At 66.8% G+C, this 24,309-nt stretch carries 23 protein-coding genes; 15 read left to right on the top strand and 8 right to left on the bottom strand.

Annotation, left to right across the window (positions count from 1 at the left end; all coding sequences use genetic code 11):
- Positions 1–64 precede the first annotated feature (64 nt).
- Positions 65–1,912, top strand: coding sequence for a hybrid sensor histidine kinase/response regulator (locus tag B551_RS19450; RefSeq protein WP_371259323.1), 1,848 nt, complete (start codon positions 65–67; stop codon positions 1,910–1,912).
- A gap of 70 nt (positions 1,913–1,982) precedes the next feature.
- Here B551_RS19450 and B551_RS19445 read toward each other — a convergent pair whose 3' ends face one another.
- Entirely contained in the window at positions 1,983–2,642 is a 660-nt protein-coding gene (locus tag B551_RS19445) for a response regulator transcription factor (protein WP_006575669.1), read from the bottom strand.
- Between the two features lie 197 nt (positions 2,643–2,839).
- Here B551_RS19445 and purN point away from each other — a divergent pair, with 197 nt between their 5' ends.
- The 6 genes from purN to nadC all read left to right on the top strand — a co-directional run bounded on the left by purN (position 2,840) and on the right by nadC (position 10,206).
- Positions 2,840–3,544, top strand: a complete 705-nt coding sequence (purN, locus tag B551_RS19440) for a phosphoribosylglycinamide formyltransferase (protein ID WP_006575668.1) — start codon at positions 2,840–2,842, stop codon at positions 3,542–3,544.
- Complete coding sequence (locus B551_RS19435) at positions 3,541–4,944, top strand: RsmB/NOP family class I SAM-dependent RNA methyltransferase (protein WP_006575667.1); 1,404 nt, start codon at positions 3,541–3,543, stop codon at positions 4,942–4,944. Before purN ends, B551_RS19435 begins: the two co-directional genes overlap by 4 nt.
- Positions 4,945–5,080: 136 nt before the next feature.
- A complete protein-coding gene (locus tag B551_RS19430; RefSeq protein ID WP_006575666.1) occupies positions 5,081–6,454 on the top strand; it encodes a mechanosensitive ion channel family protein in 1,374 nt (457 codons plus the stop codon).
- A gap of 353 nt (positions 6,455–6,807) precedes the next feature.
- A complete protein-coding gene (locus tag B551_RS19425; RefSeq protein WP_006575665.1) occupies positions 6,808–7,998 on the top strand; it encodes an acyl-CoA desaturase in 1,191 nt (396 codons plus the stop codon).
- A 178-nt stretch (positions 7,999–8,176) separates the two neighbouring features.
- Complete coding sequence (gene nadA / locus B551_RS19420) at positions 8,177–9,325, top strand: quinolinate synthase NadA (RefSeq protein ID WP_023264832.1); 1,149 nt, start codon at positions 8,177–8,179, stop codon at positions 9,323–9,325.
- Entirely contained in the window at positions 9,322–10,206 is an 885-nt protein-coding gene (gene nadC / locus B551_RS19415; RefSeq protein WP_023264831.1) for a carboxylating nicotinate-nucleotide diphosphorylase, read from the top strand. The genes nadA and nadC overlap by 4 nt, the downstream gene beginning before the upstream one ends.
- A gap of 45 nt (positions 10,207–10,251) precedes the next feature.
- Here the strand turns inward: nadC and nadB are convergent, their stop codons facing one another.
- The 4 genes from nadB to radC all read right to left on the bottom strand — a co-directional run bounded on the left by nadB (position 10,252) and on the right by radC (position 13,328).
- Positions 10,252–11,850, bottom strand: a complete 1,599-nt coding sequence (gene nadB, locus B551_RS19410) for an L-aspartate oxidase (RefSeq protein WP_023264830.1) — start codon at positions 11,848–11,850, stop codon at positions 10,252–10,254.
- Between the two features lie 207 nt (positions 11,851–12,057).
- Positions 12,058–12,228, bottom strand: coding sequence for a 50S ribosomal protein L33 (gene rpmG / locus B551_RS19405; protein ID WP_006575662.1), 171 nt, complete (start codon positions 12,226–12,228; stop codon positions 12,058–12,060).
- A 13-nt stretch (positions 12,229–12,241) separates the two neighbouring features.
- Positions 12,242–12,475 (bottom strand): 50S ribosomal protein L28, encoded by a 234-nt coding sequence (gene rpmB, locus B551_RS19400; RefSeq protein ID WP_006575661.1) that lies wholly within the window; start codon positions 12,473–12,475, stop codon positions 12,242–12,244.
- Positions 12,476–12,653: 178 nt separating this feature from the next.
- Positions 12,654–13,328, bottom strand: coding sequence for a DNA repair protein RadC (gene radC / locus B551_RS19395; protein WP_006575660.1), 675 nt, complete (start codon positions 13,326–13,328; stop codon positions 12,654–12,656).
- Between the two features lie 108 nt (positions 13,329–13,436).
- On the opposite strand from radC, the gene B551_RS19390 reads away from it, so the two are divergent.
- The 7 genes from B551_RS19390 to B551_RS19360 all read left to right on the top strand — a co-directional run bounded on the left by B551_RS19390 (position 13,437) and on the right by B551_RS19360 (position 20,556).
- Complete coding sequence (locus B551_RS19390; protein ID WP_006575659.1) at positions 13,437–13,922, top strand: peptidylprolyl isomerase; 486 nt, start codon at positions 13,437–13,439, stop codon at positions 13,920–13,922.
- A gap of 48 nt (positions 13,923–13,970) precedes the next feature.
- Complete coding sequence (gene ispH, locus B551_RS19385) at positions 13,971–14,930, top strand: 4-hydroxy-3-methylbut-2-enyl diphosphate reductase (protein WP_006575658.1); 960 nt, start codon at positions 13,971–13,973, stop codon at positions 14,928–14,930.
- A 578-nt stretch (positions 14,931–15,508) separates the two neighbouring features.
- On the top strand, positions 15,509–16,705 hold the full coding sequence (locus B551_RS19380; RefSeq protein ID WP_023264829.1) for a branched-chain amino acid ABC transporter substrate-binding protein: 1,197 nt from the start codon (positions 15,509–15,511) through the stop codon (positions 16,703–16,705).
- A 219-nt stretch (positions 16,706–16,924) separates the two neighbouring features.
- Complete coding sequence (locus B551_RS19375) at positions 16,925–17,860, top strand: branched-chain amino acid ABC transporter permease (RefSeq protein WP_006575657.1); 936 nt, start codon at positions 16,925–16,927, stop codon at positions 17,858–17,860.
- Positions 17,861–17,873: 13 nt separating this feature from the next.
- A complete protein-coding gene (locus B551_RS19370; protein ID WP_006575656.1) occupies positions 17,874–19,034 on the top strand; it encodes a leucine/isoleucine/valine ABC transporter membrane protein LivM in 1,161 nt (386 codons plus the stop codon).
- Between the two features lie 14 nt (positions 19,035–19,048).
- The gene (locus B551_RS19365) at positions 19,049–19,825 is read left to right on the top strand and encodes an ABC transporter ATP-binding protein (RefSeq protein WP_006575655.1); all 777 of its coding nucleotides are present in this window, start codon (positions 19,049–19,051) and stop codon (positions 19,823–19,825) included.
- Between the two features lie 14 nt (positions 19,826–19,839).
- Positions 19,840–20,556 (top strand): ABC transporter ATP-binding protein, encoded by a 717-nt coding sequence (locus B551_RS19360; protein ID WP_006575654.1) that lies wholly within the window; start codon positions 19,840–19,842, stop codon positions 20,554–20,556.
- Between the two features lie 214 nt (positions 20,557–20,770).
- Here B551_RS19360 and B551_RS26745 read toward each other — a convergent pair whose 3' ends face one another.
- From B551_RS26745 to B551_RS19345, 3 genes are all read right to left on the bottom strand, one after another.
- On the bottom strand, positions 20,771–21,190 hold the full coding sequence (locus tag B551_RS26745; protein ID WP_172682477.1) for a nuclear transport factor 2 family protein: 420 nt from the start codon (positions 21,188–21,190) through the stop codon (positions 20,771–20,773).
- A gap of 245 nt (positions 21,191–21,435) precedes the next feature.
- Complete coding sequence (locus B551_RS19350) at positions 21,436–22,623, bottom strand: acetylornithine transaminase (protein WP_023264826.1); 1,188 nt, start codon at positions 22,621–22,623, stop codon at positions 21,436–21,438.
- Positions 22,624–22,951: 328 nt separating this feature from the next.
- Positions 22,952–24,007: a CDP-6-deoxy-delta-3,4-glucoseen reductase gene (locus B551_RS19345; RefSeq protein WP_006575651.1), complete on the bottom strand. Its 1,056-nt coding sequence runs from the start codon at positions 24,005–24,007 to the stop codon at positions 22,952–22,954.
- A gap of 9 nt (positions 24,008–24,016) precedes the next feature.
- Here B551_RS19345 and B551_RS19340 point away from each other — a divergent pair.
- On the top strand, positions 24,017–24,309 hold a 293-nt coding region (locus B551_RS19340), incomplete at its 3' end, for an NAD-binding protein (RefSeq protein WP_172682476.1).

The raw sequence follows: 24,309 nt of genomic DNA, 5'->3' as shown, positions 1-24,309 counted from the left end.
CGGCGTGGCCCCGCCCGACGGCCCGCGCCGCCCGGTGGCGCGCCGCGGCGAAAGTCGGCATGATATGCCGCGTCCACATTCTCGCCGTCACGCACGCCGACCTCCGGTGCCGCCAGCCAACCTGATCGCGCTGCTCAAGCGCATCCTTCCGCCGCCCGCGCCGCCGCTGGACGCCGATACCGAGGCCAAGCTGCTGGCCGCGGTGCATCGGGTGGTCCCCAGCGGCATCGTGGCGGCGCTGCTGCTGCCCGGGCTGACCACCGCCGCGTTCTGGCACGAGGCCAGCCGCGGCGCGCTGCTGGCCTGGTGCGCGGCGATGCTGCTGCAGGCGGCCGGCTGCGCCTGGTTCTACCTCGGATACCTGCGCGATATCCCGCACCTGAGCCGCTCGGCCCATACCCGCAAGTGGCGCGACCCGATGCGCGCCGTGGCGGTGCTGGCCGGCCTGAGCTGGGGCAGCGCCGCGCTGCTGCACCTGGTGTCGTCGTCCGCCGTGTTTTCCGGCGTGCTGCTGGTGCTGACGCTCGGCGCGCTGGCCGGCGGCGCGAGCTCGCAGGCGCCGGCGCCGGTCAACCTGCTCTATGTGGGCATTCCGATCTTGGTGCCCAATCTGTTGCTGGCCGGCTACGCGTTCCCCGGCCACGGCGGCTATATCCGGCTGCTGCTGCTGATCTACGCGCTGATGCTGGCGCGCCACGCGCTGAACCTGCACGGCTCGCTGGTGCGGGCGATCCGGCTGGAGGGAGAAAGCCGGCGGCTGGCCCGGCAGTTCCAGCAGGAGAAGGAGCGCGCGCTACATGCCAGCGAGGAGAAATCCCGCTTCCTGGCCGCCGCCAGCCACGATCTGCGCCAGCCGGTGCATGCGCTGGTGATGCTGGTCGAGGCGCTGCGCGCGCGCAACGATTCGCCGGCGCTGCGGCCGCTGGTCGAGCAGGTCGCGGCCGGCACGCAGACGATCGATCTGCTGTTCCGCTCGCTGCTGGACCTGTCCAAGCTCGAGGGCCGCAAGGTGCTGCCGACACTGGAGCCCTGCGACGCCGGCCAGCTGGTGCGCGAGGTCTGCAATCAGTTCGCCGGCGACGCGCGGGCGGCCGGACTGCGCCTGTCGCCGCGCGTGGCCGGCGAGCTGCACGCGATGGCCGAGCCGGTGCTGCTGCGCCGCGCGCTGTTCAATCTGGTGCAAAACGCGCTGCGCTACACGCGCCAGGGCAGGGTGCTGGTCGCCGCGCGCATGCGCGGCGCGCAGGTTCGCATCGAGGTCTGGGACACCGGGGCCGGCATCCCGGCCGAGCACCTGCCGGAGATCTTCGGCCCGTACTTCCAGGTCCACAACCCGCAGCGCGACCGCTCCCACGGCCTCGGCCTCGGCCTGGCGATCTTCAAGGAATGTGTGCGGCTGATGCGCGGGACCTACGGCGTGCGCTCGGTGCCGGGCAAGGGCTCGATGTTCTGGTTCACGCTGAATCCGGCCCCGGCCGAGTCGGTGGCGACGATCCGCGCGATGCGCAGCGACGCGGTGGCGCAGCACGCGATGCCGGATCGGCTGCACGGCGAGGTGCTGGTGGTCGACGACGACAGCCACGTGCGCAACGCCTGGATCGCGCTGATGGAGGCCTGGGGCGTGCGGGTGTCGTGCGCCGCCGATGGCGCCGAGGCCGAGCGGATGTTTGCCGACGGCCTGCGGCCCGACATCATCTTCTGCGACCTTCGCCTGCCCGGAAAGGAGAACGGCCTGGCATTGCTAGAACGGTGGCAGCAGACCCAGCCGCAGGCGCGCAGCGCGCTGCTGACCGGCGACCTGAAGTCGGCCGCGCTGGCCGAGGCCGAGGAGGCGGGCTATTTCGTGCTGCCCAAGCCGGTCGACCCGGGCGCGCTCCGGATGCTGCTGCGGCGCTGGCTGCGGACGGTCTGAACCTGCGCGGCCAGCGGCCGCGCGCCACAAGCGCCCGGACGCGGCCCCTACGGCGGCCCCTACTGCGGCCCTACTGCCGCAGCCGGAACCGCTCCATCCGGGACATTACCTGCATCCGCGTGCGCACGCCCAGCCGCTGCAGGATTGCCGACACATGCTCCTTGACGGTGTTCTCCGTCAGCCCGAGCTCGCGCGCGATCACCTTGTTCGGCAGGCCCTCGAGCACCAGCGCCAGCACCGAGCCCTGGCGCGGCGTCAGGCCGAGCTCGGCTGGCGTGACCGGAATGCTGTGCGTCGGGCCGAACGCGCGCGGCTGGCCGTTCAAGGCCTCGTCGGACGGAAAGGCGGTGTCGCCGGCCAGCACGCGGCGCACCACCGCGGCGAAGGCGGGCGCATCGAGATGCTTGCCGACGAAGCCGAAGGCTGACAGCGCGCGGGCGCGCTCGACGATCTCGGGCGTGGCCTCGGCCGACATGAAGATGAAGCGCGCGGCCGGCACGATCGACTTGAGCGTCTGCATGGCGTCGAAGCCGGTGCCGTCGTTCAGCCAGATGTCGAGCAGCACGATATCGGGCCGCAGCCCGCGTTGGAGGGTGTTCAGCGCCTCGGAGGCGCTCCCGGCGGCATGGACTGCAACATCGGGCATTACCTGCGCCAGAAACAGGGTAGTGCCGGACAGCGCCATGGGGTGGTCGTCGACCACCAGCAAGGTCGGTGCAACATTCGACATGCGATTTCCCGTCTAAAACAGCTTCGCCCTTGTTGTATGGTCCCGTCCCGTCGAGCGGGCGGATTGGCGATAGGGCGACTCTAGCAGAGCGAGCGGGGCGTCACAATCCGCAATCGGGGGAAGCAACGGCCGGCGACTTTGCGCCGCCGGGGTCTCCAGCGCGCTGTGGCGGGGCGCCGCCTTGGTAGAATTGCGCGATGAAAAATATCGTCATCCTTATCTCGGGACGCGGTTCCAACATGGAAGCGATCGTCCGGGCCTGCAGCGAGCAGGCCTGGCCGGCACGGATCGCCGCCGTGCTGTCCAGCCGTCCCGACGCGCCCGGCCTCAAGTTCGCCGCGGCGCAAGGCATTCCGGTCGGCGTGGTCGATCATCGCCACTATCCCGACCGGGCCAGCTTCGACAAGGCGCTGGCCAACGCGATCGACGCCCACGTGCCCGACCTGGTGGTGCTGGCCGGCTTCATGCGGATCCTGACGCCCGAGTTCGTCGAGCACTATGCCGGCCGGATGATGAACATCCATCCGTCGCTGTTGCCCAGCTTCCCCGGCCTGCATACCCACCAGCAGGCGCTGGAGGCCGGCGTCAAGGTGCACGGCGCCAGCGTGCATTTCGTCACCGCGGCGCTGGACCACGGTCCCATCGTTCTGCAGGCGGCCATCGAGATCGGGCCCGAGGACACCCCCGAAACGCTGGCGGCACGGCTGCTGCCCTGCGAGCACCAGATCTATCCGCGCGCGGTGCGCTGGTTCGTCGAAGGACGGCTGCGCGTCAAGGACGGCGTGGTCCATGTCGATCCGCCCGAGCCGCAATTGCTGATCGCGCTGGCAGCCTCGGATGCCCCCACGGACTCCCCCTCGGACTCCGCCACCCCCGTCGATACCACCGGAGCCCATCAATGACCCGTCCCGCCCAGGCACCGCGCGGCGGCGCGCGTCCGTCCACGCGCACCAAGCGCAAGCCCACCCCGCTGCGCAAGGCAGGCGCGCCGCGCGAGCCCGCCAACGACGGCCAGGTCCGTCCGCACGGCGCCCTGCATGCCACGCATATCCAGCATATCGACCGGCTGCTCGGCAAGGTGATGCTGTTCGCCCGGCCCGCCGACGCGGTCGTCAGCTACTACTTCCGCGAGAACCCGAAGCTGGGTCATCGCGAGCGCGGCATCATCGCCGAGGCGGTGTTTGCCGTGCTGCGCCGGCGCGTGGAATTTGCCCAGTTCGCCGAGTCGGGCTCGGGCGCCGCCCCGCGCCGGCTGGCGCTGCTGGGCCTGGCGGCGACGCTGGGCCGCGACGCGCTGACGCCGTTCCTGTATCCCGACGAGGCGCAATGGCTGGACCGGCTGATGACGATCGAGCGCGCCAGCCTGGCACCGCGCGTGCGCGCCAACCTGCCCGAATGGCTGTACGAGCAGTTGGTCGCCCGGCACGGCGAAGCCTTCACCGCGGCGCTCGGCGATGCCTGGCTGCGGCCCGCGCCCCTGGATCTGCGCGCCAATCTGATCAAGACCTCCCGGGAAGCCGTGCTGGCGGAGCTGGAAGAGGCCGAACTGGCGGCCGAGCCGACGCCGATCGCGCCCACCGGCATCCGGCTGGCCGGCAAGCCGGCGCTGAATCAGCTGCCGATCTTCGTCAACGGACTGGTCGAGGTGCAGGACGAGGGCAGCCAGCTGCTGTGCCATCTGGTGGCGCCGCGGCGCGGCGAGATGGTGGTCGATTTCTGCGCCGGCGCCGGCGGCAAGACGCTGGCGCTTGGCGCGCTGATGCGCTCGACCGGACGGCTCTATGCCTTCGACGTGTCCGACAAGCGCCTGGCGAACCTGAAGCCGCGGCTGGCGCGCAGCGGCCTGTCGAACGTCCATCCGGTGCTGATTGACTCCGAGCAGGACGCCAAGGTCAAGCGCCTGGCCGGCAAGATCGATCGCGTGCTGGTCGACGCGCCGTGCAGCGGCCTCGGTACGCTGCGGCGCAATCCGGACCTCAAATGGCGCCAGACCCCGCAGACGGTGCTGGAACTGACCGCCAAGCAGACCGCGATCCTCGAATCGGCGGCGCGGCTGGTCAAGCCGGGCGGTCGCGTGGTCTATGCCACCTGCAGTGTGCTGGAGGCCGAGAACGAGGCGATCGTGCGCGATTTCCTCGGCCGCCATGCGGACTTCCAGCTGGTGCCGGTCGCGCAGGTGCTGGCCGAGCAGAAGATCGCGATCGCCGACCTGCCGGAGGACGCGCAGACGCTGGCGCTCTATCCCCATCTGCACCAGACCGATGGCTTCTTCGCGGCGGTGCTGGAGCGGACTCGTCCATGAGCATGGGGGCTTCGGCCCCTGTCGTTTCACGGATACCGGGCACCAATGGCCCGGTATTTTTTTGTTCTTCGCTGCTTCTACTGTCTCCACCGTCTCCACTGTCTCCACTGTCTCCACTGGTTCAACTCGTCGATCGATGGCCTCCAATTCCCTGACCGATCTGTCGCAATCCCACGCCGTGTTCGGCAAGATGCTCGGCGACCTGATGCAAGACGCCGGCGACCCGGGCTTCCTTTGGCAACTGGCCGTGCTCGCGGGCTGTGTGCTGCTGGCCTGGCCGCTGGCGCGCCATGTCGCGGCGCGGCTCGAGGCCCGCTACGCGGGTTCGAGCTTCGCGCTGCGCTTTGCCGCCGCGAGCCTGGAGCGGGCGATGTTCCCGCTGTTCGGCTGGCTGCTGGTGCTGGCGTCTCGCTTCGCGCTGGCGCCGCTGATTCCGATCAGCATGCTGCGGCTGGCGCTGGTGCCGCTGTTCGGCATCACCTTCCTCTATTTCGCGTTCTACGTGCTGCGCCGGGTGCTGTCCGGCAACGGCCAGCTGCACGGCATGCTGACGCTGGTGGAGAAGGTGCTGACCACGCTGGTCTGGGCCGGCATGGCGCTGTACGTGCTGGGCATGTTGTCCGAGGCGGTGCAGTGGCTCGACTCGATCCAGTTCGCGCTGGGGCAGCAGCGCATCAGCGTGGCCGATCTGCTGATGGCCTGCGTGTGGATCCTGCTGACGGTGCTGGCCGCGCTGTGGTTCGGGTCGTGGCTGGAGGAGCGGCTGATGCGCTCGGCGACGATCGACACCAGCCTGCGCGTGGTGCTGACTCGGCTGTCCAAGGCGCTGCTGCTGCTGGTGTCGCTGCTGTTCAGCCTGTCGCTGGTCGGCATCGACCTGACCGTGCTGTCGGTGTTCGGCGGCGCGCTGGGCGTCGGCCTGGGTCTGGGGCTGCAGAAGATCGCGAGCAACTACGTGTCCGGCTTCATCATTCTTCTGGACCGCTCGGTCAAGCTCGGCGACCAGATCACCGTCGACAAGTACACCGGCATCGTCGCGCAGATCCGCACCCGCTACACCGTGGTGCGCAACGGCGACGGCGAGACCCTGGTGCCGAACGAGCAGCTGGTCGCCCAATCGGTGCAGAACCATTCCTTTTCGAACACCAATGTGCGGGTGGCGACGCGGGTGCAGGCGGACTACGACGCCGACCCCGAGATGGTGCTGACGCTGCTGGCCGAGGCGGTGCGCGGCGTGCCGCGTCTGCTCGCCGAGCCGGCGCCGTCGGCCTTCCTGGTGGCGTTCGCGGACAGCGGTGTCGAATACGAGGTGGCCGGCTTTATCGCCGATCCGCAGAACGGCAAGCTCGGGGTGCAATCGGAAATGAACCGCGCGATCTGGAAGGCGTTCCGGGCCAGCGGCATTTCGATTCCCTACCCGCAGCGCGAGTTGCGTGTGCTGCCCGCAGACGGGGCGCTGGCGTCGACGCCGGTGTCGCGGGTGGCAGCCAATGCGGCGGAATCGGCATAAGTACCGCGCGATCGGGCGTGTATGTGACGCCTTTGCCATTGAAGGAACGAAGTATCGTTTTCGGCGTCCAACACCGCAAACGAAAAGCAAACGCACGGGTAAAAGCGGATGCCGGGACGCTGGCGTTCCGGTAAAATCGCGGGTCGTCCCGGGGATTCCCCCGGCCGGACTACCGATCCGTGCCCGAGGGCCAGCCGCCAGATTGCAGCGGCGCGTGCCGGGGTCCCGCGAAGGCGCAAGGCGCCTTGGCTGACGCCACAAGACGCAATCACTGGATTTGCAGTCATTTTTCTGCGCGTTGCTGCGACACCCTGACCGGTCGCGGCCAGCCTCTATCTAGCACGGAGAACAGTTTGTTCGACACAATTCTTCAGTGGGCCGCCAACGGCCTTCTCGACTGGTCCTGGTGGAAGATCGTGATCTTCACCCTGGTCATGACCCACATCACCATCGCCGGCGTCACGATTTTCCTGCACCGGTGCATGGCCCACCGCTCGCTCGATCTGCACCCGATCGCCGCGCACTTCTTCCGCTTCTGGCTGTGGCTGACCACGGGCATGGTCACCAAGGAGTGGACCGCGATCCACCGCAAGCACCACGCCAAGTGCGAAACCGAAGACGATCCGCACAGCCCGCAGACGCGCGGCATCCGCAAGGTGCTGCTCGAAGGCGCCGAGCTGTACCGGGCCGAAGCCAAGAACAAGGAAACGCTGGCCAAGTTCGGCCACGGCACGCCCAACGACTGGATCGAGCGCAACCTGTACTCGCGCTTCACCTGGCAGGGCGTCGGCCTGATGCTGATCATCGACCTGGCGCTGTTCGGCGTGGTGGGCCTGTCGGTCTGGGGCGTGCAGATGCTGTGGATCCCGATCCATGCCGCCGGCATCATCAACGGCCTGGGCCACTGGTGGGGCTATCGCAACTACGATTGCGAGGACGCGTCGACCAATGTGTCGCCGTGGGGCATCATCATCGGCGGCGAGGAACTGCACAACAACCACCATACCTACCCGACGTCGGCCAAGTTCTCGATCAAGTGGTACGAGTTCGATATCGGCTGGTGCTACATCCGCGCGATGCAGGCCGTCGGCCTGGCCAAGGTCAAGAAGACGCCGCCCAAGGCACGTCTGGTCGAGGCCCGTCCGGTCGATCACAACACGCTGGAAGCCATCATCGCCAACCGCTATGACGTGATGGCCCGCTATGCCAAGGCCGTCAAGAACGCGTACCGCGAGGAACTGGCCCAACTGAAGGCCAAGCGCGTTGCCGACTATCGCCGCTTCAAGCTGGCGCGCAAGTGGTTCCACCGCGACGAGACCAAGCTGGCCGAGCCGCAGCGCCAGCAACTGGCCAGCATCGTCGAGCACAACAAGGCGCTGCAGACCTTCGTCGAAATGCGCCGCGAACTGGCCGCGATCTGGGGCCGTTCGAACCTGACGCGCGAACAGCTGCTGCAGCAGCTGCAGGCCTGGTGCCACCGCGCCGAAGCCAGCGGCATCCAGGCGCTGCAGGAGTTTTCGCTGCGCCTGCGCCGCTACGCGTAACGCCTGATAAGACGGACAGCGCCTGCTACAATGCCAGGCGCGCCCGAAGCCCCGCCATGCTGTCGCTGGCGGGGCTTTTCTTTTGGCGACGCCGCCCCATCTTCAGGCCGGTCCCGGCCGCAATGAAGACGCGATGCGAAGCGGCGGCGAGCGCAGGGTGCCCCGAGGAGTACAGGAGATGACCCCCCAAACGATCAAGACCGTCGAGTTCGAGAAACCGACGCAGATGCAGGCCGAAGGTGGCGCCAGCTGTGTCGCCCACGCCTGGGCCAAGGTGCCGCCCGCGCTGACGCCGGACGAGCGCGCCGCGTTGAAGGATCGCATCCGCGCCCTGCTGAAGGCGCGCAATGCGGTGCTGGTCGCGCACTACTATGTCGATGCCGACCTGCAGGACCTTGCCGAGGAAACCGGCGGCTGCGTGTCCGATTCGCTGGAGATGGCCCGCTTCGGGCGCGACCATTCCGCGCAGACGCTGGTGGTCGCGGGCGTGCGCTTCATGGGCGAGACCGCCAAGATTCTGAGCCCTGAAAAGACCATCCTGATGCCGGACCTGGACGCGACCTGCTCGCTGGACCTGGGTTGCCCGGCCGACGAGTTCGCGGCCTTCTGCGACGCGCATCCGGACCGCACCGTGGTGGTCTATGCGAACACCAGCGCCGCGGTCAAGGCGCGTGCCGACTGGATGGTGACCTCCAGCATCGGGCTGAAGATCGTCGAGCATCTGCACGCGCGCGGCGAGAAGATCCTGTGGGCGCCGGACAAGCACCTGGGCAGCTATATCCAGCGCCAGACCGGTGCCGACATGCTGCTGTGGCAGGGCTCGTGCCTGGTGCACGACGAGTTCAAGGGCATCGAGCTGGATCTGCTGCGCAAGGAACATCCGAAGGCCAAGATCCTGGTGCATCCGGAATCGCCGGCCAACGTGGTCGCGCAGGCGGACGTGGTCGGCTCGACCTCGCAGCTGATCGCCGCCGCCCAGCAACTCGACGCCAACGAATTCATCGTCGCCACCGACAACGGCATCCTGCACAAGATGCGGATGGCAGCGCCGGGCAAGCATTTCATCGAGGCGCCGACCGCCGGAAACAGCGCGACCTGCAAGAGCTGCGCACATTGCCCGTGGATGGCGATGAATGCGCTGACCAATCTGGCCGAGGTGCTGGAGACCGGCCGCAACGAGATCCATGTCGATCCGGAGACCGGCCGCCGCGCCTATACCTGTATCGATCGCATGCTCGATTTCGCCGCCCGGCAGAAGGCCAACGTACGGCCGGCTGCCGACCTGGCCAAGGAACAGGCGCTGTTCCAGGGGATCGGTCCGGCATGAGCGAGTCCTCGATGAACGACGCGGTCAATCCGATCTTCGACCAATACGGACCGGCGCTGGCCGAGGCGCTGCGCGACAACGTCCGCGCGGCGATCGCCGAGGACGTCGGCTCCGGCGACTGGACCGGCCAGCTGGTACCGGCCGACAAGCAGGCCCGCGCCCGTGTGATCGTGCGCGAGGATGCGGTGCTGTGCGGGCAGCCGTGGTTCGATGCCTGCATGCGGGCCGTCGATCCGCGTTTGCAGGTTCGCTGGCTGCAACAGGAAGGCGCGCGCATGGCGGCCGATTCGGTGGTCTGCGAGATCGACGGCCCGGCCCGTTCGCTGTTGACCGCCGAGCGTCCGTCGCTGAATTTCCTGCAGCTGCTGTCGGGCGTGGCCACGGCGACCCGGCGCTACGCCGATCTGGTCGCCGGTACGCGCGCCCGCGTGCTAGACACGCGCAAGACCTTGCCGGGGCTGCGCCTTGCGCAGAAGTACGCGGTCAAGGTCGGCGGCGGCGACAATCAGCGGCTGGCGCTCTATGACGGCATCCTGATCAAGGAAAACCATATCGCCGCGGCCGGCGGCGTCACCGCGGCGTTGCGCGCCGCGGCCGCGCTGAACGCCGGCGTGCCGGTTCAGGTCGAGGTCGAGTCGCTGGTCGAGCTGGAGGAGGCGCTGGCTGCCGGTGCCGTCTCGATCCTGCTGGACAACTTCACCGAGCCGATGATGCGGGAGGCGGTGCGGGTCAATGGCGGCCGCGCGGTGCTCGAGGTGTCGGGCGGTGTCAATGCGAATACGATCCGCCGTTTCGCCGAGACCGGCGTCGACCGGATCTCGGTCGGCGCGCTGACCAAGGACGTGCGCGCGACCGACTATTCGTTGCGCATCATCGGCTGAGCGGCCTGGCTCCATCGACCGGAGCTGGCCGCCGGCTCGATTGGCTCAATTGCCGCGGCGGCGCCCGTTGGGCGGCTGCAGCACGGTCGGCAACGCCTTCGGCAGCGTGCCCGGATAGTCGCGGCTGAAATGCAGGCCGCGGCTTTCGTGGCGGGCATAGGCGCTGTCGACGATCATCGCCGCGACCTCCACCAGATTGCGCAGTTCCAGCAGATCCCGCGTGACGCGGAAGTTCGCGTAGTACTCGGTGATTTCCTCGCGCAGCAGCGCGATGCGATGCTGCGCGCGTTCCAGCCGCTTGCTGGTGCGCACGATGCCGACGTAGTTCCACATCATCCGGCGCAGCTCGTCCCAGTTGTGCGAGACCACGACCTCCTCGTCGGCGTCCGACACGCGGCTCTCGTCCCACGGCGGCAGCGTCAAGTCCGGTTCGCCGGCCTTGGCCTGCGACGCGATGTCGTTGGCCGCGGCACGGCCGATCACCATGCATTCGAGCAGCGAGTTCGATGCCAGGCGGTTGGCGCCGTGAAGGCCGGTGTAGGCCGTCTCGCCGACCGCGTACAGATTGTCCAGATCGGTGCGTCCCGCCGTGTCGGTGACCACGCCGCCGCAGGTATAGTGCGCGGCCGGCACCACCGGGATCGGCTGGCGCGTGATGTCGATGCCCAGCTCCAGGCAGCGCGCATGGATCGTGGGGAAGTGTTCGCGCAGGAAGGGCGCCGGCTGATGCGTGATATCGAGATACACGCAGTCCAGTCCGCGCTTCTTCATCTCGAAGTCGATCGCGCGGGCCACCACGTCGCGCGGCGCCAGCTCGGCGCGCGCGTCGTGCTCGGGCATGAAGCGGGTACCGTCGGGCAGCACCAGCCGGCCGCCTTCGCCGCGCACCGCCTCGGAGATCAGGAAGGACTTGGCGTACGGGTGGTACAGGCAGGTCGGATGGAACTGGATGAATTCCATGTTCGCCACCCGGCAGCCCGCGCGCCAGGCCATCGCGATGCCGTCGCCGGTGGCGGTGTCCGGATTGGTCGTATAGAGATAGACCTTGCCGGCGCCGCCGGTGGCCAGCACGGTATGGCTGGCGGTCAGCGTATGCACCCGGCCGTTGCTGTCGTCGAGCACGTACAGTCCTAGGCAGCGGTTGCCGCCCAGTCCCATCTTGCGCGAGGTGATCAGGTCGATCGCGAAATGGTCTTCGAGGATCGTGATGTTGGGATGGCGGCGCACCTGCTCGGTCAGCGTCGTCACCACGGCATGGCCGGTGGCGTCGGCCGCATGGATGATGCGGCGATGGCTGTGGCCGCCTTCGCGCGTCAGGTGATAGCCAAGCTCGGCCTGTTCGTCGCGCGTGAACGGCACGCCGCGGTCGATCAGCCACTGGATCGCTTCGCGTCCGTGCTCGACGATAAAGCGGGTCGCGCCCTCATCGCACAGCCCGGCGCCCGCGATCAGCGTGTCGTGCGTGTGTTCGTCGTGACTGTCGCCGGAGTCCAGCACCGCCGCGATGCCGCCCTGGGCCCAGTCGCTCGCGCCCTGCGTCATGGCGCGCTTGCTCACGATGACAACCCGGTGGCTGTCGGCCAGTTGCAACGCGACCGTGAGGCCGGCCAGGCCACTGCCGACGATGGCGACGTCGAAGTTCATGATGCGTGATGGCGCGGCGAGGGCGCCGGTGGTGCGGGAAAGCTCGAAAGTGTACACCGCGGATGGCGCAGCGGCGCCTTGCCCCTGACGATGGCGCGGCGTGCGCCCGACGCTGGTGCGCCATGCCGGAAAGGGGCGGCGAGCGGGCACGAGCGGGCAACAAAAAACCCCGCCATGGCGGGGTTCTTCGCTGGAACGCAGGATCAATTACTTGATCTTGGTTTCCTTGTACTCGACGTGCTTGCGCGCGACCGGATCAAATTTCTTGATCGACATCTTTTCCGGCATGGTGCGCTTGTTCTTGTCGGTGGTGTAGAAGTGACCGGTACCCGCGGTGGATTCCAGTTTGATCTTGTCGCGTCCGCCTTTGCTGGCCATGATGAACTCCTAATTAGACTTCGCCGCGTGCGCGCAGGTCGGCGAGCACGGAGTCGATGCCTTTCTTGTCGATCAGGCGCAGACCGGCGTTCGAGACGCGCAGGCTCACCCAGCGGTTTTCCGATTCAACAAAGAAACGACGGTTCTGCAGGTTGGGCAGAAAACGGCGCTTGGTCTTGTTGTTTGCGTGGGAAACGTTGTTGCCGACCATCGGCGCTTTCCCGGTCACTTGACAGACGCGTGCCATGAAGCACTCCTAAATCTTCTATTCGTGGACAATGTTCGCAACAGATCAACAAAAGGCGCGCGGGCCCGGACTGCAGCGGTTAAGACTTCAGCAAAACGGGCATTATAGACCGAAATCCCTCGGCCGATCAATGCCTTCTGTGCGTTGACGCCACGGCGACGCGCCGGTGCCTTGGGCGTCACAGTTGCCGGTGCTCCGCCAGCGAATACGTCGTATTGCCGGCGACGATGAAGTGGTCGAGCACATGGACGTCGATCAGCGCCAGCGAATGCGCCAGCGTCTTGGTCATCGCCAGGTCGGCCGCGCTCGGCGCCGGATTGCCCGACGGATGGTTGTGGGCGACGATCACCGAGGCCGCATTATGCGCCAATGCCTGCCGGGCGACCTCGCGCGGGTGGACGCTGGTCTGGGTCAGCGTGCCGCGGAACAGTTCCTCGGCGGCCAGCAGCCGGTTGCGCGCGTCAAGAAACAGGCACAGGAACACTTCGTAAGGCCGCTGCGCCAACGACAGCCGCAGGTAGTCGCGTACCGCTTGCGGCGATTCGAGGCCCGGCGCCAGCGCCAACTGCTCGGCCAGTGCCCGGCGCGTCAGCTCGACCACCGCCTGCAACTGCGCATATTTGGCGGTGCCGACCCCGCGCACGCGGCTCAGTTCGGCCTGGCTGGCCGCCAGCAGTCCGGTCAGCGAGCCGAATGCCGCGATCAGTTCGCGCGCCACGTCGACCGCGCTCTTGCCCGGCACGCCGACGCGCAGGAATACCGCCAGCAGCTCGGCGTCGGACAACGCAGCGGCACCGGCTTGCAGCAGCTTTTCGCGAGGACGTTCGCTGGCGGGCCAATCTGGGATGGGCATGGCGGTCTCGGTCGGGAAGCTGCGGTGGCGGCGGTGGCGGCGGTGGCGGCGATCGGCGGCGCCGGGTTCAGTCGCTTACAATACGGGTTCTCGACTGGTTGAGCATTCATGAATTCGCAAACTTTTGCGTCGGACTCCGGCGGCGCCACCGCGCGCAAGACCGTGCAGGCCGATTCCTTCCTGACCTTGCATTACCGCATCTCGCTGGAGAACGGTACCGAGGTCGTCAGCACCTTCGACGACAAGCCCGCCACACTGCTGCTGGGGCAGGGCCAGTTCGCGCCCACGCTGGAACAGGCGCTGCTCGGCATGGCCGAGGGCGAGCGCACCAGCTACCGTCTGGCGCCGGAGCACGCCTTCGGCCCGCGCAATCCCGAGCTGCTGCAGCGCGTGTCGCTGGCCACGCTGCGCGAGAACAGCTCGTTCGAAGAGGACTACAGCCCGGGCGACCTGGTCGAGTTCAATGCGCCGGGCGGCGGCAAGTATGCCGGCGTGCTGAAGGAAATCGGCGAGACTTCGGCGCTGTTCGACTTCAATCATCCGCTGGCCGGACAGACCATCCTGTTCGACGTCCAGCTGATCGGCATTCTCTGACGACCTGCTCCGGCCGCCTCGCGCGCCGGAGCGCAGCTACCTCCCCGCATGTCCGAACTGACTCCCGCCCCCGACGCCGAGATCCTGCTGGCCCAGCCGCGCGGCTTCTGCGCCGGGGTCGATCGCGCGATCGAGATCGTGGAGCGCGCGCTCCAGCGCTTTGGCGCGCCGATCTATGTGCGCCATGAAATCGTGCACAACGCCTATGTCGTGGCCGACCTGCGCCGCAAGGGCGCCATCTTCGTGCAGGACCTCGACGAGGTGCCGGCCGGCGCGACCGTGATCTTCAGCGCCCACGGCGTCTCGCGCAGCGTCCGCGCCGAGGCGCAGGCGCGCGGCCTGAACGTCTTCGACGCGACCTGTCCGCTGGTGACCAAGGTCCATGTCGAGGTGGGCAAGATGCGCGCCGAAGGCTGCGAGATCGTGATGATCGGCCATCGCGGCCACCCCGAGGTCGAAGGCACGATGGGCCAGGCCGACGGCGGCATGCTGCTGGTCGAGTCGCCCGCCGACGTGCAGACACTGCAAGTGGCCGATCCGACGCGGCTCGCCTATGTCACGCAGACCACGCTCTCGGTCGACGAGACCGAAGAGATCGTCGCCGCGCTGAAGGCGCGATTCCCGGCGATCCGCGAGCCGAAGAAGCAGGACATCTGCTACGCGACGCAGAACCGCCAGGACGCTGTCAAGTTCATGGCGCCGCAGGTCGACGTGGTGATCGTGGTCGGCAGCCCGAACAGCTCGAACTCGAACCGCCTGCGCGAACTGGCCGAGCGGCTCGGCGTCCCTTCCTATATGGTCGATGCGCCGGAACAGGTTCGCCCCGAGTGGATCGCCGGCAAGCGCCGCATCGGCCTGACCGCGGGCGCGTCCGCACCGGAGGCGCTGGCCCAGTCGATCGTCGACCGGCTGCGCGCGCTTGGTGCGAGGCAGGTGCGGCCGCTGGAGGGCATCGAGGAGAACATGTCCTTCCCGCTACCCAAGGGCTTGCAGGCCAGCGCCGCCTGAGCCGCCGGTTCTTCTTCGTACTCCCACAACGCCCCGCCTCGAGCGGGGCGTTGTCGTTTTTGCGCGTCTCACCTTGCCAATCCGGTTCACCGCCTGAAAGAAACTTAATCGTCACAGCGATATATTGATTCGGTGCGTGCTTACCTTTTGCGACGGTCTTTAGGGTAATTCCCCTAAATGCGGGTTTTCCCTCGATTGGTGCGAGCGCGGATTGCAGACATTCAAAGTTGGTGCATATTTCTTTTATGAAATGCCTAATTAATTTCTATAAAGAGAGGTGCCGCGCCAGCCACGCCGCAACGGCCTGCGGCGCGCTCCGGTGACGTGGTGGGCACGGATCTTGTTAGGTATCGCAAAGAGCCCCTCTTGTGAATGGGAATTGCCCCAATGCAGGCATTGGGGAAATTACCTAGCTCAATAGAAGGGTAAAAGGCTCAGGTTGTTGCGTCGCGTATTGCATCCGCAAAAAAAGGGGATACAATGCGCGCGTTTCAAATTGAAACTAAACCAAGGCGGTGCAGGGAAACGGACGGGAGGCGTTGCGTAACCCTGATCTTGTGAATCCTAGGAGATCACTCATGCAAATCACGTTTGCCAAGATTCTGCCGATCGCAGCGGCAGTGGCACTGGTTACTGCCTGCGGCAAGAAGGAAGAGGCGGCGCCCGGTGCGACGGCCTCTGCACCCGCCGCGGCAGCACCGGCCGGCGGCGAGGTGGTGGTAAAGATCGGCCACGCGGCGCCGCTGACCGGTGGGATCGCCCACCTTGGCAAGGACAACGAGAACGGCGCGCGCCTGGCCGTTGAAGAGGTCAACAAGGCCGGTCTGGAACTGGGCGGCAAGAAGGTTCGCCTGGAACTGGTCGGCGAAGACGACGCCGCCGATCCAAAGACCGGCACCTCGGTGGCCCAGAAGCTGGTCGACGAGAAGGTTGTCGCCGTGGTCGGCCACCTGAACTCGGGCGTGTCGATTCCCGCCTCCAAGATCTATAGCGATGCCGGCATCGTGCAGATCTCGCCGTCCTCGACCAACCCCGACTACACCAAGCAGGGCTTCAAGACGACCTTCCGCGTGGTCGCCACCGACGCCCAGCAGGGCCCGGCCCTGGCCAACTACGCCGCCAAGAGCCTGAACGCCAAGAGCGTGGCGATCGTCGACGACGCCACCGCCTACGGCAAGGGCCTGGCCGACGAGTTCGAGAAGACCGCCAAGGCGGCCGGCGTCAACATCGTGGCGCGCGAGGCCACCAACGACAAGGCCACCGACTTCAAGGCCATCCTGACCAAGATCAAGGGCAAGAAGCCGGACGTCATCATGTACGGCGGCATGGACGCCACCGGCGGCCCCTTCGCCAAGCAAGCCAAGGAGCTCGGCATCCCGGCCAAGATCGTCGGCGGCGACGGCGTATGTACCGACAAGGTGGCCGAACTGGCGGGCGACGCGGTCAGCAACATCATCTGCTCCGAAGCCGGCCTCGCGTTGTCCAAGATGGAGAAGGGCGCCGAGTTCCAGAAGCGCTACCAGGAACGTTTCAACGCACCGGTGCAGATTTACGCGCCGTTCACCTACGACGCCGTGATGGTGATCGTCGATGCGATGAAGCGCGCCGGCTCGACCGAGCCCGCGTCCATCCTGGCGGAGATGCCCAAGACCAACTACCAGGGCGTGATCGGCAACATCGCCTTCGACGAGAAGGGCGACATGAAGGAAGGCACCATCACGCTGTACGACTACAAGGACAAGAAGAAGTCCGTGCTTGACGTCGTGAAGATGTAATTCGGACCTACTCGGTCTACCGAACGGCACCGTGAGTACTTTGCGGTGCCGTTCTTTTTAGCCTCGCCTTTTGTGACAGCGCCCTTACCATGGGTGGAACGCGGCAGGCCGTTGCTTTACCCGCTTACCAGCACATAACCCTTACCAAACCACTCACACCAAGCTGCCCGGTCGGCATCCATCCATGCCGGAAGTGCGGGCGGCAAGCCAGGAGTATTCATGGATATCCTTATCCAGCAGATCGTGAATGGTCTGGTGCTCGGCAGCATCTATGCGCTGATTGCACTCGGCTACACCATGGTCTACGGCATTCTCGGGATCATCAACTTCGCCCATGGCGATGTGCTGATGATCGGCGCGCTGACCGCACTGTCGGCGATTCTCGCACTTCAGCAATTCGCCCCCGGCCTGCCGGAATGGCTGACCCTCGTGATCGCCACGCTGATCGCGATGCCGGTCTGCGCGATGCTGTCCTATTCGATCGAACGGATTGCCTACCGGCCGCTGCGCAACGCGCCCCGGCTGGCGCCGCTGATCACCGCGATCGGCGTGTCGATCATGCTGCAGACCATCGCGATGATGATCTGGTCGCGCAATCCGCTGACGTTCCCGCAACTGCTGCCCTCGGAGCCGATCGATATCGGCACCACGGGCGCGACCATCACCGGCAAGGAGATGGTGATCATCGGCATGGCCGTGATGGTGATGGCCGGGCTGCTGGCGCTGGTCAACCGCACCAAGCTCGGCCGCGCGATGCGCGCCACAGCCGAGAACCAGCGCGTGGCGGGCCTGATGGGCGTGAACCCGAACTTCGTGATCTCGGCTACCTTCATGATCGGCGCGACCCTGGCGGCGCTGGCCGGCGTGATGATGGCGACCAACTATGGCAACGCCCACTTCTACATGGGCTTCATCCCCGGCCTGAAGGCGTTCACCGCGGCCGTGCTCGGCGGCATCGGCAACCTCGCCGGCGCGATGGTCGGCGGCATGCTGCTGGGCCTGATCGAGGCGCTGGGCGCCGGCTATATCGGCGACCTGACCAACGGCGTGTTCGGTTCGAACTATCAGGACGTGTTTGCCTTCATCGTGCTGATCACCGTGCTGGTGTTCCGTCCGTCCGGCATCATGGGCGAACGTGTGGCCGACCGGGCGTAAGGGGATCGCAATCATGAACACTCCGATTTCCACCGCGGCGTCGCAGGCCGCGCCACTGACCAAGACGCCGGCCAAGACCATGTTCGCGCTGGCGGCCTTCCTCGTGATCGGCCTGTGCGCGCCGTTCGCCGTGCAGTTCCTGGGCGGCAACTACTGGGTACGGGTGCTCGACTTCGCACTGCTGTACATCATGCTGGCGCTGGGGCTGAACATCGTGGTCGGCTTCGCCGGCCTGCTGGACCTGGGCTACATCGCCTTCTATGCGGTGGGCGCCTACCTGATGGCGCTGCTGGGCTCGCCGCACCTGGCCAACCAGTTCGAGACCATCGCCCAGCTGTTCCCGAACGGCTTCCATGTCAGCGTCTGGTGGGTGCTGCCATTGGGGGCGCTGGTCGCGGGCATCTTCGGCGTGCTGCTTGGCGCGCCGACGCTGAAGCTGCGCGGCGACTATCTGGCGATCGTCACGCTCGGCTTCGGCGAGATCATCCGCATCTTCATGAACAACCTGGACCGGCCGGTCAATATCACTAACGGTCCCAAGGGCATCACCGCGGTCGATCCAATCACGATCTTCGGCTTCAACTTCTCGAAGACGCACGAGTTCTTCGGCCTGAAGTTCACGCCGGTGTTCATGTACTACTACCTGCTGATCCTGCTGGTGGTGGCGATCGTGTTCGTGTCGCTGCGGCTGCAGAACTCGCGCATCGGCCGCGCCTGGGTGGCGATCCGCGAGGACGAGATCGCGGCCAAGGCGATGGGCATCAACACCCGCAACATCAAGCTGCTGGCGTTTGCCATGGGCGCGTCGTTCGGCGGCGTGTCGGGCGCGGTGTTCGGCGCCTTCCAGGGCTTCGTCTCGCCGGAATCGTTCACGCTGTGGGAATCGATCTACGTGCTGGCGATCGTGGTGCTTGGCGGCATGGGCCATATCCCGGGCGTGATCCTGGGCGGCATCCTGCTTATCGGCTTCCAGGAACTGCTGCGCGTGGTCGCCGAGCCGGTCCAGCGGATGATGTTCGGCGAGGTGATCGTCGACGCCGAGGTGCTGCGCCAGCTGCTGTTCGGCCTGGCGCTGGTCGGCGTGATGCTGTATCGCCCGGCGGGCCTGTGGCCGTCGCCGCGCAAGGAAGACCGGCCGGTGGTTCGCCGCCCGGGTAGCGTTGGACGTCTGTGAAGCGGGAGGACCTGATGAGCAACGAAAACATCCTCCTGTCCGTCAAGGGAGTGAACAAGCGCTTCGGCGGGCTGCAGGCGCTGTCCGATGTGGGCCTGGAAATCCGGGCCGGCGAGATCTACGGCCTGATCGGCCCGAACGGCGCCGGCAAGACCACCTTCTTCAACGTGATCACCGGGCTCTACACGCCCGATTCCGGCGAATTCGTGCTGGACGGCAAGCCCTACCAGCCGACCGCGGTGCATGAAGTGGCAAAGGCCGGCATCGCCCGGACGTTCCAGAACATTCGGTTGTTCGGCGACATGACCGCGCTCGAGAACGTGATGGTCGGCCGCCACGTGCGGACCAAGGCCGGCGTGATCGGCGCGATCTTCCGCCCGCCGGCGGTGCGCCAGGAAGAGGAGGGCGTCGAGGACATGGCCCACGACCTGCTCGATTACGTCGGCATCGGCAAGTACGCCAACTTCACCTCGCGCAATCTGTCGTACGGCCACCAGCGCCGCCTCGAGATTGCCCGCGCACTGGCGACCGAGCCCAAGCTGCTGGCGCTCGACGAGCCCGCTGCCGGCATGAACGCGACCGAGAAGATCGAACTGCGCGGCCTGCTCGACAAGATCCGCAGCGACGGCCGCACGATCCTGCTGATCGAGCACGACGTGAAGCTGGTGATGGGACTGTGCGACCGCATGACCGTGCTCGACTACGGCAAGGTCATCGCACAGGGCCTGCCGCACGATGTCCAGAACAACCCGGCGGTGATCGAGGCTTACCTCGGCACTTCGGCCCACTGACGGGGGAGCAGCAAATGAAAGAAACACTACTGAAGATCGCCGGACTGAAGGTCGCGTACGGCGGCATCCAGGCCGTCAAGGGCATCGACCTGGAAATCCGCGACGGCGAGCTGGTCACGCTGATCGGCGCCAACGGCGCCGGCAAGACCACCACGATGAAGGCCATCACCGGCCTGCAGCCGTGGGCCGGCGGCGACGTCGAATACCTGGGCCGTTCGATCAAGGGCGTGCCCAGCTACGACTTGCTGAAGCAGGGCCTGGCGATGGTGCCGGAAGGCCGCGGCGTGTTCGCGCGCATGACGATCACCGAGAACCTGCTGATGGGCGCCTTCACGCGCAAGGACGAGGCCGGCATCAAGGACGATATCGACCGCATGTTCGGCATCTTTCCGCGCCTGAAGGAACGCGCGAATCAGCTGGCCGGCACCATGTCGGGTGGCGAGCAGCAGATGCTGGCGATGGCGCGCGCGCTGATGAGCCAGCCGCGCCTGCTGCTGCTGGACGAACCGTCGATGGGCCTGTCGCCGATCATGGTCGAGAAGATCTTCGAGGTCGTGCGCGATATCTCGAGCCAGGGCGTCACGGTGCTGCTGGTCGAGCAGAACGCCCGCCTGGCCCTGCAGGCCGCCGACCGCGGCTATGTGATGGAGTCCGGCCTGATCACGATGAACGGCAACGCCGCCGACATGCTCGACGATCCGAAGGTGCGCGCCGCCTACCTCGGCGAATGAGTCCGTCGCGATAGGAACGGCGGCCACATGCCGCCGCGCCGTACCAAGCCCCGCCATGCCTGCATGCGCGGGGCTTTTTTACTCGGTCCAGCGTTTCCTTTTCGTGTCTTGCAAGGAGTTGTAATGATGAGGTGTCCGATCTGTGCCGCAGGAGGTTCGCGCCGCATGATCGTCTCGTCGAACACGCTTGATGCGGCGCTACCGCAGTAGGTAATTACCGCTCCGCCGGCGCCGGCCGGATCGAATTGTGCGACGACACCACCTGCCAACCCTGCGGCGTGCGGACGAACACATCGGTGAAGACGACGTCGGTCGGCCTGGCCTTCGCGTTGGGCCGATAACGGTTGACGCCGGTGACGACCGCGCTGTCGCGGAACGTGCGTACTTTCAGTTCGGTGAGCGTCTGGCTGGAGCCGGGCGGCGGGGGGCCCGCCGATAGCGATTCGGCGCGGTTGCGCATGCCGCCCAGCGGAGAGATGTTGACGAAGGTGGGATGGAGCAGCCGCTCCAGCGCGGCGCGGTCGCCCGACTCGGTGGCGGCCAGCCAGTCCTGCTCGGCCTTCAGGATGGCGGCGTGGTCCGCGGCCTCGTCGGCCATGGCCGGTTCGGCGGCCAGGGTGCCGAGCAGCGCCAAGGCCGCCACGGCAAACGTAGTAGCCAGCCCGCGCCTGTGCGAATGGAGGCGACCGCCCATTGTTGTTCTCCTGGACCTGGATGGCATCAGTATAGGCAAGCGAATATTACCGTCGTCCCCACGCGCGGCGGGTGGCGGTCGAACACAGGCGAGCCAATGAAAAAGCCGCCCTGCCATCGCAGCAGGGCGGCCGTGTTCCGATCTATCGCTGTTGCCGGCCGCAGTCGACGGCCGGTGCAGCAAGATCAGGCCAGCGCCTTCAGCAGCGTCCGCAGCATGCCGATCATCTGATCGATTTCCTCGCGGGTCACGTTCAGCGCCGGCATGAAGCGCAGCAGGTTCGGACGCGGCGAATTGAGCAGCAGGCCGTCGGGCTGCATCTCGCGCGCCTGCTCGACCAGTTGCGGGCCGATGTCCTTGCCCAGCATCAGCGCGCGCAGCAGGCCTTCGCCCCGTTCGCCGGCCAGGCCGAATTCGCTGGACAGCGCCAGCAGCTGCTCGCGCAGATACGCGCCTTTCTCCTGCACTTGCTGCAGGAAGCCCGGCGCCAGCAACTGCTCGAACACCACGCTGCCGACCGCGCACATCAGCGGGTTGCCGTTGTAGGTACCGCCCTGGTCGCCGGCCTCGAAGCTCGCCACCTCGGCCTTGCACAGCAGGGCCGACAGCGGCACGCCGCCACCGATGCCCTTGCCCAGCGTCATGATGTCCGGCTCGACGTTCGACAGTTCGTACGCGAACAGCGTGCCGCAGCGGCCGCAGCCCGCCTGCACCTCGTCGACGATGAACAGCAGCTTGTGCTTGTCGGCCAGTGCGCGCAGCCCTTGCATGAACTCACGCGTGGCCGGCACCACGCCGCTCTCGCCCTGCACCGGTTCGAGCATGATGCCGACCGTCTTGTCGTTGATCAGCGCCTCGACCGAAGCCAGGTCATTGAGCTGGGCCTTCGGGAAGCCCGGTACCTGCGGCGCGAAGATCGTGTCCCAGCCGGCCTTGCCGGACGCGCTCATGGTCGCCAGCGTGCGGCCATGGAAGCTGTGGTCCATCGTGATGATCTCGTAGGCGCCGTTCTTGTGCTTGCGCCCCCATTTGCGCGCCAGCTTGATCGCGCCCTCGTTGGCCTCCGCGCCGCTGTTGGCGAAGAACACCTTGTCGAAGCAGCTGTGGTCGGTCAGCGTCTTGGCCAGCCGCAGCATCGGTTCGTTGTAGAAGGCCGGGCTCGGGTTGATCAGCTTGCGGGACTGCTCGTTCAGCGCCGCGATCATGCCCTCGTTGGAGTGGCCCAGGCAGTTGACGGCCCAGCCCTGCACGAAGTCCAGATAGCGCTTGCCCTGATGGTCCGTCAGCCACGAGCCCTTGCCCTCGGTGAAGACGAGCTCGGGCCGGTTGGTGATGTACATCAGCGATTGGACGGGATACTCAGCAAATGCCATGGCGGACTCCAGAGATCGGCAAACAAGGAAAAGGGAAGGGCGGCAAAACAAAAAAGCCACGGGGGTGACCCGTGGCTTGATGACCTGAACAGACGCTGTCGACGGTCAGCCGCGTGGCACCCTGGCGGGATGCGACGTACGGAAGCTGCGTCGGATGTTGGCGTGGTTCATGCGGCCAACTATAAGACGCAGTCGCCCCAGTGTCAAAGACGACGGTGGCGGTCCGGGGCGTCATTGTTGTTCTCGCGAAACGGTGGCGCGGTGCTGGGGGGGTGGGCGCAGGTTCGGGCCGGGCGCGATCCTGGCCGGCCGGGCCGCGAGCCGTGGTTCAGGCCGCGCCGGCCGGATGCAGGTCAGCCTCGGAGGTGAACGAGTCGGCGAAGAACGCATCCTCGTGCAGCGCGCACTGGGCGGTGAAGTCGCGCCGCGCCGAATCGACCATCACCGGTGCGCCGCACGCATAGACCTCGTGGTCCGACAGATCGGGGTAGTCGGCCATCACGGCCTGGTGGACGAAGCCGGTGCGGCCGTCCCAGTCGTCCTCAGGCAGCGCGTCCGAGACCACCGGCACATAGCGGAAGTTCGGCAGGTCGCGCGCCCACTGCTCGCACAGCGCATGCATGTACAGGTCGCGCGGGCGGCGGCCGCCCCAGTACAGCGTCATCGGCCGCGTGATGCCGGTGTAGGCCGCGTGCTCGACGATGGCCTTGATCGGCGCGAAGCCGGTGCCCGAGGCCAGCAGGATGATCGGCTTGTCCGAGTCCTCGCGCAGGAAGAAGCTGCCCAGCGGACCCTCGAAGCGCAGGATGTCGCGCTCCTTCATCGCCGGCTGTCCTTCGCGCGCGCCGAACACGTAGTCGGTGAAGGCGCCGCCCGGCATATGGCGGAAATGCAGTTCGATCGGGCCTTCCTCGTGCGGCGGCGTGGCGATCGAATAGCTGCGGCGCTTGCCGTCGCGCAGCAGGAATTCGACGTACTGGCCGGCCAGGTATTGCAGGCGCTCGGTGGCCGGCAGCTGCAGCTTCGCGACGATGACGTCTTCGGCCACGCGCTCCAGCGATTGCACGCGGCACGGCACCTTCTTGATCGGAATATCGCCGGCGCCATGGACCTCGCGGCATTCGATGGTGATGTCCGACGCCGCGTTGGCGCAGCAGAACAGCGCGCGGCCCTCGGTCTTTTCCTGCGCGGTCAGCGCGGAGGCGGCATGGTCGCCCTGAACGATGTCGCCGGCGGTGACGCGGCCCTTGCACGAACCGCAGGCGCCGTTCTTGCACCCGTAGGGCAGGCCGATGCCTTGACGCAGCGCCGCCGACAGGATGGTTTCGTTCGCTTCCGCCTCGAACTGGCGGCCGCTCGGCAGCACGGTTACTTGATAAGCCATAATCTCTCGATGAGCAAAGATCTGTCGCCACCCCGTCTGGCCCGCCCGCGATTGCTGATCGTGGGTTGCGGGGACGTAGGCATGCGTTGCCTGCAAATGCTTGCCCCGCGCTGGCGCGTGTTCGCCGTGACCTCGCAGCCCGGCCGCGTGGCGGCCTTGCGGGCGGCGGGCGCGGTGCCGCTGGTGGCGAACCTCGACGAGCCTGCCACGCTGAAACGCCTGCATGGCCTGGCCGATCGCGTGTTGCACCTGGCGCCGCCGCCGGCGCGCGGCGATGACGATCCGCGTACCGTCGCGCTGTT

Origin of the sequence: Cupriavidus sp. HPC(L) (genome assembly GCF_000307735.3) — a bacterium.
GTDB lineage: Bacteria > Pseudomonadota > Gammaproteobacteria > Burkholderiales > Burkholderiaceae > Cupriavidus.
Note: the sequence above shows the minus strand (reverse complement) of the source record. Positions and strands in the feature narration are given on the sequence as shown.

Coding starts and splice junctions, on each gene's coding strand:
- nadB (WP_023264830.1), bottom strand. CDS start 11,850: ATGAACTTCGACGTCGCCATCGTCGGCAGTGGCCTGGCCGGCCTCACG.
- B551_RS19375 (WP_006575657.1), top strand. CDS start 16,925: ATGGATATCCTTATCCAGCAGATCGTGAATGGTCTGGTGCTCGGCAGC.
- B551_RS19435 (WP_006575667.1), top strand. CDS start 3,541: ATGACCCGTCCCGCCCAGGCACCGCGCGGCGGCGCGCGTCCGTCCACG.
- B551_RS19345 (WP_006575651.1), bottom strand. CDS start 24,007: ATGGCTTATCAAGTAACCGTGCTGCCGAGCGGCCGCCAGTTCGAGGCG.
- B551_RS19360 (WP_006575654.1), top strand. CDS start 19,840: ATGAAAGAAACACTACTGAAGATCGCCGGACTGAAGGTCGCGTACGGC.
- B551_RS19365 (WP_006575655.1), top strand. CDS start 19,049: ATGAGCAACGAAAACATCCTCCTGTCCGTCAAGGGAGTGAACAAGCGC.
- B551_RS19380 (WP_023264829.1), top strand. CDS start 15,509: ATGCAAATCACGTTTGCCAAGATTCTGCCGATCGCAGCGGCAGTGGCA.
- B551_RS19390 (WP_006575659.1), top strand. CDS start 13,437: ATGAATTCGCAAACTTTTGCGTCGGACTCCGGCGGCGCCACCGCGCGC.
- purN (WP_006575668.1), top strand. CDS start 2,840: ATGAAAAATATCGTCATCCTTATCTCGGGACGCGGTTCCAACATGGAA.
- nadC (WP_023264831.1), top strand. CDS start 9,322: ATGAGCGAGTCCTCGATGAACGACGCGGTCAATCCGATCTTCGACCAA.
- radC (WP_006575660.1), bottom strand. CDS start 13,328: ATGCCCATCCCAGATTGGCCCGCCAGCGAACGTCCTCGCGAAAAGCTG.
- rpmG (WP_006575662.1), bottom strand. CDS start 12,228: ATGGCCAGCAAAGGCGGACGCGACAAGATCAAACTGGAATCCACCGCG.
- B551_RS19430 (WP_006575666.1), top strand. CDS start 5,081: ATGGCCTCCAATTCCCTGACCGATCTGTCGCAATCCCACGCCGTGTTC.
- B551_RS19445 (WP_006575669.1), bottom strand. CDS start 2,642: ATGTCGAATGTTGCACCGACCTTGCTGGTGGTCGACGACCACCCCATG.
- B551_RS19370 (WP_006575656.1), top strand. CDS start 17,874: ATGAACACTCCGATTTCCACCGCGGCGTCGCAGGCCGCGCCACTGACC.
- rpmB (WP_006575661.1), bottom strand. CDS start 12,475: ATGGCACGCGTCTGTCAAGTGACCGGGAAAGCGCCGATGGTCGGCAAC.
- ispH (WP_006575658.1), top strand. CDS start 13,971: ATGTCCGAACTGACTCCCGCCCCCGACGCCGAGATCCTGCTGGCCCAG.
- B551_RS19450 (WP_371259323.1), top strand. CDS start 65: ATGCCGCGTCCACATTCTCGCCGTCACGCACGCCGACCTCCGGTGCCG.
- nadA (WP_023264832.1), top strand. CDS start 8,177: ATGACCCCCCAAACGATCAAGACCGTCGAGTTCGAGAAACCGACGCAG.
- B551_RS19350 (WP_023264826.1), bottom strand. CDS start 22,623: ATGGCATTTGCTGAGTATCCCGTCCAATCGCTGATGTACATCACCAAC.